The 8,361-nt window shown below is 64.5% G+C and carries 7 protein-coding genes; 1 reads left to right on the top strand and 6 read right to left on the bottom strand.

Features of this window, described 5'->3' with window-relative positions:
• From pqqB to E8E75_RS12100, 4 genes are all read right to left on the bottom strand, one after another.
• Positions 1-900 (bottom strand): pyrroloquinoline quinone biosynthesis protein PqqB (pqqB, locus tag E8E75_RS12115; RefSeq protein WP_280358945.1); only part of this gene is annotated, 900 nt, incomplete at its 3' end.
• A gap of 105 nt (positions 901-1,005) precedes the next feature.
• On the bottom strand, positions 1,006-1,077 hold the full coding sequence (gene pqqA / locus E8E75_RS12110; protein ID WP_120655176.1) for a pyrroloquinoline quinone precursor peptide PqqA: 72 nt from the start codon (positions 1,075-1,077) through the stop codon (positions 1,006-1,008).
• Positions 1,078-1,181: 104 nt separating this feature from the next.
• The gene (locus tag E8E75_RS12105) at positions 1,182-3,293 is read right to left on the bottom strand and encodes a PQQ-dependent dehydrogenase, methanol/ethanol family (protein ID WP_280358943.1); all 2,112 of its coding nucleotides are present in this window, start codon (positions 3,291-3,293) and stop codon (positions 1,182-1,184) included.
• A gap of 84 nt (positions 3,294-3,377) precedes the next feature.
• The gene (locus tag E8E75_RS12100) at positions 3,378-4,310 is read right to left on the bottom strand and encodes a transporter (RefSeq protein ID WP_280358941.1); all 933 of its coding nucleotides are present in this window, start codon (positions 4,308-4,310) and stop codon (positions 3,378-3,380) included.
• 270 nt (positions 4,311-4,580) lie between these two features.
• Here E8E75_RS12100 and E8E75_RS12095 point away from each other — a divergent pair, with 270 nt between their 5' ends.
• Complete coding sequence (locus E8E75_RS12095; protein WP_280358940.1) at positions 4,581-6,521, top strand: sigma-54-dependent Fis family transcriptional regulator; 1,941 nt, start codon at positions 4,581-4,583, stop codon at positions 6,519-6,521.
• A gap of 57 nt (positions 6,522-6,578) precedes the next feature.
• Here E8E75_RS12095 and E8E75_RS12090 read toward each other — a convergent pair whose 3' ends face one another.
• Positions 6,579-6,851, bottom strand: a complete 273-nt coding sequence (locus E8E75_RS12090) for a DUF4242 domain-containing protein (RefSeq protein ID WP_120650606.1) — start codon at positions 6,849-6,851, stop codon at positions 6,579-6,581.
• A gap of 163 nt (positions 6,852-7,014) precedes the next feature.
• A partial coding sequence (locus tag E8E75_RS12085; RefSeq protein WP_280358939.1) for an aldehyde dehydrogenase family protein occupies positions 7,015-8,361 on the bottom strand: 1,347 nt, incomplete at its 5' end.

The following is an 8,361-nucleotide window of genomic DNA, read 5'->3' as shown; positions in this document are numbered from 1 at the left end:
CATGCCGTCCCAGGCCACTTCGATGCCGTGGCGGCCCAGTTCAGCGCGCTCGCGGGAATCGACGTCGAGGATCGGGTTGGTGTTGTTGATGTGAATGAGCACCTTGCGCGGGCCCGAAATGCCGTCGAGCACCTCGATCATGCCGCCCGGGCCGCTCTGTGGCAGGTGGCCCATCTCGCTGCCGAGCTTGTCGCCGACCTCGCAATGGCGCATTTCGTCATCGCGCCACAGCGTGCCGTCGACCAGCAGGCAGTCGGCGCGGCGCATCCAGCCGAGCAGTGTCTCATCCACCTGGCCCAGGCCCGGGGCGTAGAACAGGCTGCCGCCGCTCGCCAGGTCCTCGATGAACAGGCCGATGTTGTCGCCCGGATGCGGGTTGCCGCGATGCGGCGAGTACGGCGGCGCACTGCTGCGCAGGGGGATGGCGGTGAACTTCAGGCCGGCGCAGGTGGGAATCTCGAACACCGGACTGGCCAGGTCGATGGGGTGCCACGCCAGCCCGCCGTTCCAGTGCTGGAGCATGGTGAAGAGCGGGAAGCCGGTGCTGAGGTCCTGGTGGACCATCTCAGTGCACCAGACCTGGTGCGGACAGCCCTCGCGCAAGCTGAGCAGGCCAGTGACGTGATCGATCTGGCTGTCCATCAGGATGATCGCGGCAATGCCCGTGTCGCGCACACGGCGCGCCGGCTGCAGCGGCGGGAAGGCCTCCAGCTGGGCACGGATATCAGGCGAGGCGTTGCACAGCACCCAGTCGACGCCATTGGCGCTGAGGGCGATGGAGGACTGGCTGCGCGGCTGCGCCCGGACCTTGCCGCTGCGCACGCCACGGCAGTTGTGGCAATTGCAGTTCCACTGGGGGAAACCACCACCGGCGGCCGAGCCGAGAATCTGGATATGCATGGCGAATACGACCTGCCTTGGAATCCTGCAGGAAAAAGGACCCCGGTAAACCGGGGTCAAGCAAGGACGCTGTGCCGGTGGAGGCCAGCTCAGCGCCGTGGAGCATCAGCGGTTGGCGAAGTACAGGGTCACTTCAAAGCCAATGCGCATGTCGGTGTAGCTGGGTTTGGTCCACATGGGTCGAATCCTCTCTTTTGTTATTGCGTGGGGTGAATCGACGAAATCTTCGTCTGTGCTGGCCAGGCAAGGCGGTGCGGTCGCGGCCGCCTTGCCTGGTCCGATCACGGTTTTTCTTTCGCAGCGGTCGACTGCTGCTCCTTCGTGTAGTCCGCGTACTCGCGACTCATGACGTAGGCCTTGATTTTTTCGACCTCGTCCGCCGTCAAAGTGTCCCCGAAGGATGGCATGCCCAGAGGACGCAGCACGCCTTCCCGGACGATCTGCTGGAACAGGCTGCGGCGCGACTCGTCGGATTTGCGCAGGTCAGGCACCAGCCCGCCGCTCATCGCCCCGACGCCATGGCACACGGAGCAGTAGCTGCCGTACAACTGCTGGCCAGCTTTAAGGTCGGCTTCACTGGCGTGGACCGGTTGCGGGATGCGGGTGAGGGCGGCGACTTGTTTCTCCGGAAGCGGCGGCAGGCTGGCCTTGCCGTCCAGCTTGAACACCAGCAGGCGGCTGACGTTGCCGACGCCCGGCGCTTTCGCCGCATCGCCGCCAATCAGCGGGGCGACACCGCCCCAGCCGGCCATGATCGCCACGTACTGTTCGCCCTTGTAGCTGTAGGTCATGGGCGCGGCGACGATGCCGGTCTGGGCGGCGAAGGACCAGAGCTGCTTGCCCTTGTCGGCCGAGTAGGCCACCAGGTTGCCGGCGGCCGTGCCCTGGAACACCAGGTTACCCGCGGTGCTCAGGGTGCCGCCGTTCCAGTAGTGCGGGTAGGGCACGCGCCAGGCTTCCTTCTGCTTCACCGGGTCCCAGGCCAGCAGCGCACCGGACACCGCCTCGCGCGGAATCTCGGTGGCGTCGGAGAAACCGGCACCGGTGTTGAAACCCTTGCGGCGAACGAAGTCCTTGCCTTCGTTGCGGTAGACGCCTGGGATTTCCTGGTAGGGGATGTACACCAGTCCGGTCTGCGGGTTGTAGGACATCGAGTGCCAGCTGTGGGCGCCGAACGGGCTCGGCCACATCACCACGGGCTCTTTCTCGTAGCGCGCACCCGGTACCTCCACCGGACGGCCGGTCGCCAGGTCGACGCGCTCGGCCCAGGTCACCTTGCCGAACTTCTCGGCGGACAGGAGCTTGCCGGTTTCGCGATCGAGCACGTAGAAGAAACCGTTCTTCGGCGCCTGCATGATCACCTTGCGGGGCTTGCCGTCGAGCTCCAGGGTCGCCAGGGTGAGTTGCTGGGTCGCGGTGAAGTCCCAGGTCTCGCCCGGGGTGGTCTGGTAGTGCCAGGCCAGTTTGCCGGTGTCCGGGTTCACGGCGAGGATCGACGACAGGTAGAGGTTGTCGCCACCGCCAGGGCTGCGCAGTTCTCGGTTCCACGGCGAGCCGTTGCCGGTGCCGATGTAGAGCAGCTCCAGGTCGGGGTCGTAGGCCATGCCGTCCCAGACGGTGCCACCACCGCCGCCTTTCCAGTACTCGTCGCCTTTCCAGGTCTTGGCTGCTTCGGCCAGCTCCGGATGCTCGTAGGGCTTGGCCGGGTCGCCGGGCACGGTGTAGAAGCGCCAGGCCATCTTGCCGGTCTCGGCGTCGTAGGCGGAGAAGTAGCCGCGCACGCCATACTCCGCGCCGCTGGTGCCGATGATCACCTTGCCCTTCACCACGCGCGGCGCGCCGGTGATGGTGTAGGGCTTGCTGTTGTCGGTGGTCTGCTGGCTCCAGACTTCCCGGCCGGTCTTGGCGTCCAAGGCGATCAGGCGGCCATCGAGAGTGCCGATGTAGATCTTGCCATTCCACAGCGCGACGCCGCGGTTGACGGCATCGCAGCAAGCGTCGCGGGCCTTGCCGCGTTCGATCTGCGGATCGAAGGTCCAGAGGACCTTGCCAGTGGCCACGTCGACGGCGATGGCGCGGCTCCAGGAAAGCGAGGCGTAGAGCACGCCGTCGGAGAACAGCGGGGTCGCTTCCAGTCCACGGTGGTTATCGAGGTCGATGTACCAGGAGAGGCCGAGCTTGCCGACGTTGTCGGCAGTGATCTGCTTCAGGGGGCTGAAGCGCTGTTCGTCATAGGTACGACCGTGGCTGAGCCATTCGCTGCCATCTTTCTCGCTGGCGACAATGGCGGCCTGGTCGACGGGAGCCGCGTAGGCGGCTGGCCCCAGCAGGGCGACGAGCAGGGCGGCGGCGAGGCGGGTACGGTTTCTGTGCATGGGCTGCGTGTTGGACATTTACGCAGGACTCCTTGATGTGCTTGTTATGGGCGGAGTGCTTTCGCTCATCCGATATGAATCAGGCAGTCGGCTGGCGAAAGGTCAGAACACCTGCAGCAGTCGCAGGTTGATGCGGTTGTCTTCCTCGAACCCGTTCTCGACGGACAGGTCCTGCCCGTAGGTCGCCAGCACCTGGGTGGTGGGCGTGATGAAGTAGGAGGCGCCGATGTTGTATTTGCTGGTATCGGGTTCGTCGTTCAGATCGATGCCGTCGACTTCGTTTTCCCCGCCCCAGGTCCTGGATATGCCTGCACGGATATCGAAGCGCTCAGTGAAGTTGTAGCGCAGGAAAGCCTGGCCCTGATAAAGCTCCGACTGCTTGCGTGTCACGCTGTCCGGACCGTAGTCGTCGTTGTCGCCGAAGAAGGTCACGTCGCCCACCAGATCAAGGGTTAGCTTGTCGGTGAGGCCGGTGATGTAGCCGGCCTGGAGGGTGAACTTCCAGCGGTTCTCGCCGAGGTTTATCGGCTGGTCGTTGTCGTAGCTGCCGGTCGGCGCAAAGATGAACGGCGTGATACCGAAGTAGCGACGCTTGGCCGGGTCGTTCACCAGCCAGATGGTGGACGCGAGGATCAGGTCGCCGGTGCCGCTATCGCTCCCCAGGCCCTTGAGATCGTCCTTGGCACGCAGATTGCCAAAGGGCAGGAGAAACTGCGGATCGATGATGTAGTCGCCGAGCTTCATGAAGTGCACACCCCGGAGGATGCCCACGTCCGAATCCAGGCCTGCGTCGATGGGAGCCTTGTGGCCGTTGGCGTACAGCGCGTTGCGTTCGGCGTGTTGGTAATACAGCAGGCCGAGGTTGGTGCCTTCGGGCAAGGCCGTGTAGTCGCCTGCATCCACATCCAAAGCGTGGGCGGCAGGGGTGAATCCGGCTGCGAGACCGAGGCTGGTGGCCAGGGCCAGGGCCCTGGAAACAGCGGTCTTGTGCGTGCTGCTGGAACAGGCGAGACGAGCTTTACCGCTCTTCGTCATGACATCACCTTTTATTGTTTTTGTTTATCATTGATTGCTGTTCTCTGGCCTTTACTTGAAAGAACAACCAGAAACGCATCAGCTGTTCAGCAGGACCTGTGCCATATTGTTTTAAGTTCTAATTAGTGCTTGAAAATCAATGGCTTGTATAAAAATGCAATTGGCGGTTGGAAGTTCCAGGAAGGTTGCACCGTCTCGCTGTCTCACTCTGAGCCAGTTGCAGGGCGGCAATGCTGTACCGGTCTGATACAACCGTTTCGAGGATGAGCCATGAGCAAGCCCGATGACCCCATTCCCGCCACTGAAGGCAGGACGGTTCTCATGTCGCCTGAGGGCCGCAGGCCGGCCTTCGGATCGCAGTTGATCGCACGCTCGTGGGAGCGCTCCCAGCATTACGGAATTTCGCCTCGCGACCGGGTGCTCTTCGATGCTCCGGTCGTGGTCCGTCCAAAGGACATCCAGGAACACGGAGGGACGCTTCTCGGCGCCGCGAAGCCCGAGATGGAGCAGTTGCACGGAGCGCTTGCGCCGAAGGACTGGGTACTTGCCTGCATCGACATGGAGGGCGTGGTGCTCAACTCGATCGGCAAGTGCAACAGCGCCAGCCAGGAGCTCAACCAGGTTTTCCGGCCCGGCGCGCAGTTCCTCGAAACGCTGGTGGGCACCACCGGGCCGAGTTGCGCCCTGGAAGAGCGGGAAACCGTCGTCGTGGCTGGCGCCGACCATTACCTGGAGGAGGCCCATGCCTTCACTTGCATGGCCACCCCGATCTTCGGCCTCGATGGCGGAATAGTCGGCGTGCTGGATGCCAGCCGCAAAGGGCCGGCGACTTCCCTCTATTGCCTGGAGTCCCTGGTCATCGCGGCCCGCGCCATCGAACGGCGGATGTTCATGGAGTTGGGGAATGTCCTGCTGGTGCATTTGCACTACCGGCTGGACATTCTCGGCACCCCCATGGAGGGGCTGCTGGCGTTCGATCCGGTCGGAAAGCTGAAAGGGGCCAATCGCATCGCCACGCAGATATTCTCGTCGCCGGGGTTGAAGCGGGGCATGGATTTCAACGAGCTGTTCGACATGCCTTTCGCCCATGCCGTCTGCTATCGCCGCTACGACCTCAGCGTGCCATTCCGCATGCAGACCCAGTGGGGCTGCCAGCTGCACGCCTGCCTCACCACCTCACCGGAGAAGAAGGCCAGTCAGTTGCAGGAGCCGCCGCGCACCTTCGCCACCGCCGAGCGCCGCCCCCTCGCCGTGCAGGGGCCGTGCCTCGAAGACCCAGCGGTCAGTTCTGCGCTGGAGCGTGCCCGCAAGGCCTTCGCACGGGATATCCCGGTGCTGATCAACGGCGAGACCGGCACCGGCAAGGAGGTGTTCGCACGCCTGCTGCACGAGGGCAGTGCCCGCGCCAGTGGTCCCTTCGTGGCGATCAACTGTTCGTCGATTCCGGCGAGCCTGATCGAATCGGAGCTGTTCGGTCATGTTGAGGGTGCCTTCACCGGCAGCCGCAAGGGCGGGGCGGCCGGCAAGATCGAGCAGGCGCACCAGGGCACCCTGTTCCTCGACGAGATCGGCGACATGCCGCTGGAACTGCAGGGGCGCCTGTTGCGCGTGCTGCAGGAGCGGAGCCTGAGCCGTCTCGGCAGCACTGCCGTTATCAAAGTGGATTGCGCGCTGATCTGTGCCACCCACCGAGATCTGGCACAGCTGTCGCAGGAGCAGGGTTTCCGTGAGGACCTCTACTACCGGATTAACGGTTTGCGGGTCACCTTGCCGGCCCTGCGCGAACGTACCGATCTGGCGCTACTGATCCAGCGCTTGCTGCAGAGCGAGACGGCATCCCATGCGCCGCTGGCGTTGGAGGAATCCGCATTGCAGGCCCTGCTGAGCTACAGCTGGCCGGGGAATATCCGGCAGCTCCATCAGACGCTCCGGCTCGCTGCCGCGCTGGCCGAAGACGAGGGTTGGATCGGGCTTCGACACTTGCCCGACGAAGTGCTGCCGGCCATCGCGAAGGCGTCGGCAAGCCGGGCAGAACCGGCGCCGGCCGCCGCACCTCAATCACTGGCGGGGGATACCTTGCTGGCATCCGAGCAGCGCGCGATCCGTGCCGCCATCGATGCCTGCCAGGGCAATCTCTCGGCTGCCGCCCGTAGCCTGGGGATTGGACGGGCAACCTTGTACCGCAAGCTGAAGGCGATGGGAGAGGAGTGAGGTTCAGGGCAAGACCGCACGCGGCAACGGGTGCAGCCTTGCCGTCTGGTCGGCGCGTCAGCGGGCAGTGGTCGGGTCGATGATTCCGCGAACTTCGGAGACACGATTGGCCGGGAAGCCACCTTGCTCGGCATGTTCGCGGACCAGTTCTTCGTTATCCGCGCGGTACACGCAATAGACCTTGTCGTCCGTCACGTAGCTGTGCAGCCACTGAATCTGTGGCCCCATGGCGCTGAGCACGGCGCATGACTTCTGCGAGATGGCCTGAAGCTCCTTGATCGTGAGCTTTCCCGCATCGGGGATGTCGCGTTCGATGACGTAGTTCGGCATGGTTTTTTCCTTCTTGTTGTGGGTTGTCTGGTGACGCTTGTGTCGTAGGGTGGATGGCGCTTTTTTCCCCCACACAACGGTGTCGGACCGGGTGCCGAATGGTCGCTTGGCACCCTTGTTGGAGCGAATTCATTCGCGATTGAAATCGCTCCCACAGGAGCCCTCAGAGCTTGATCAGCACCGACTTCAGCTCGGTGTAGTGCTCGATGGCTGCCGCGCCCATTTCGCGGCCGACGCCGGAGAGCTTGTAGCCGCCGAAGGGCAGGGCCGGGTCGAGGGCGCTGTGGCAGTTGACCCAGACCGAGCCGGACTTGATGCGCGGAATCATCCGGTGCACCGCCGACAGGTCGTTGGACCAGATGCTGGCGCCCAGGCCATAGGGGTTGTCGTTGGCCATGCGCACCACCTCGTCGATATCGTCGAAGGGCATGGCCACCAGCACCGGGCCGAAGATTTCTTCCTGCACCAGGCGGTGCTGCTGGTCGACGTCGACGATCACGGTCGGCTTGACGAAGTAGCCGGGGCCGAAACCTTCGCCGCCGCAGGCGATGGTGGCGCCCAGTTCGCGGCCGAGGTTGATGTAGCCGGTGACGCGGTCTTGCTGCTTGGCGGAGACCAGCGGGCCCATCTGCACGCTGGGGTCCAGGCCGTTGCCGAGCTTCATGCCGTTGGCGATGCCCGCGATGTCGGCAATCACGTTGTCGAAGTGCTTGCGGTGCACATACAGGCGCGAGCCGGCGCAGCAGACCTGGCCCTGGTTGAAGAAGATCGCGCTGGCGGCGCCGGCGGCGGCTTCGGCGAGGTTGGCGTCGGGCATGACGATGGTCGGCGACTTGCCGCCGAGTTCCAGGGTCACGCGGGTCATGTTGTCCATGGCCGCCTTGCCGATCTGCTTGCCCACCTCGGTGGAGCCGGTGAAGGTCAGCTTGTCCACGCCCGGATGGCAGGTGAGGGCGACGCCGGCATTCAGGCCGGTGCCGGTGATGACGTTGAACACCCCGGCCGGGTAGCCGGCTTCCAGCACCAGTTCGGCCAGCTTGAGGGCGGTCAGCGGGGTTTCATCGGCGGGCTTGAGGATCACGGTGCAGCCGGTGGCGAGCGCCGGGCCGAGCTTCCAGCAGGCCAGCAGCAGGGGGAAGTTCCAGGCGACGATGGCGCCGACCACGCCCACCGCTTCGCGGCGGATGTAGCCGTGGAACTGGTCGCCCGGCATCAGCGGCAGGGACGGGTCGACCGTGGTGCCTTCGATCTTGGTGGCCCAGCCGGCCATGTAGCGGAGGAAGTCGATGGCCAACTGCACGTCCATGACCTTGGCCACGGCGGCGCTCTTGCCGTTGTTCAGGCATTCCAGTTCGGCCAGTTCCTGGGCATCGCGCTCCATCAGGTCGGCCAGGCGCCACAGCAGGTTCTGCCGCTCGCGCGGACGCATGCGGCTCCAGGCGGAATCATCGAAGGCCTGGCGCGCGGCCTGCACGGCGCGGTCCACATCCTCGGCGGTGGCGGAGGGCAC

This window comes from Pseudomonas sp. BN606 (assembly GCF_029873115.1).
Classification (GTDB): Bacteria; Pseudomonadota; Gammaproteobacteria; order Pseudomonadales; family Pseudomonadaceae; genus Metapseudomonas.
The sequence above is the reverse complement of the archived record's forward strand: the minus strand, read 5'-3'. Positions and strand labels throughout refer to the sequence as shown.

Bases quoted from the DNA above. Each gene is read 5' to 3' on its own strand.
- E8E75_RS12105 (WP_280358943.1), bottom strand. From the start codon at position 3,293: ATGTCCAACACGCAGCCCATGCACAGAAACCGTACCCGCCTCGCCGCC.
- E8E75_RS12095 (WP_280358940.1), top strand. From the start codon at position 4,581: ATGAGCAAGCCCGATGACCCCATTCCCGCCACTGAAGGCAGGACGGTT.
- E8E75_RS12100 (WP_280358941.1), bottom strand. From the start codon at position 4,310: ATGACGAAGAGCGGTAAAGCTCGTCTCGCCTGTTCCAGCAGCACGCAC.
- E8E75_RS12090 (WP_120650606.1), bottom strand. From the start codon at position 6,851: ATGCCGAACTACGTCATCGAACGCGACATCCCCGATGCGGGAAAGCTC.